This window comes from Flavobacterium anseongense (genome assembly GCF_021608185.1).
Taxonomy (GTDB): Bacteria; Bacteroidota; Bacteroidia; order Flavobacteriales; family Flavobacteriaceae; genus Flavobacterium; species Flavobacterium anseongense.
The window spans coordinates 1-235 of record NZ_JAKIHN010000045.1 but is presented as its reverse complement, the minus strand read 5'-3'; the positions used below and the strand labels follow the sequence as shown (position 1 = coordinate 235).

The following is a 235-nucleotide window of genomic DNA, read 5'->3' as shown; positions in this document are numbered from 1 at the left end:
ACCATAAGTAACCTGCATCGTTGAAGGAATACCCACAATATTGGTCAATCTGAAATAAGGTGCTGTTGTAGCAACGCTTACCGTTTGTTCAACTGTAGCACCATTCATTCGCTCTACCAAAAACTCATAGCGATTAGCGCCATAAGTAGTGCTGTTATTTGCATAAATATAAGAATTTATTGTGGCTAGAGTGTATTCACATGTAGGAGAACCTACAGGACCTGTCTGCGTTGGT

The 235-nt window shown here is 40.4% G+C and carries 1 protein-coding gene; it reads right to left on the bottom strand.

Going from position 1 to position 235, the window contains the following annotated elements:
- Positions 1 to 235, bottom strand: a 235-nt coding sequence (locus tag L1S35_RS13290) for a hypothetical protein (protein WP_236401482.1), incomplete at both ends; no start/stop codon positions are given.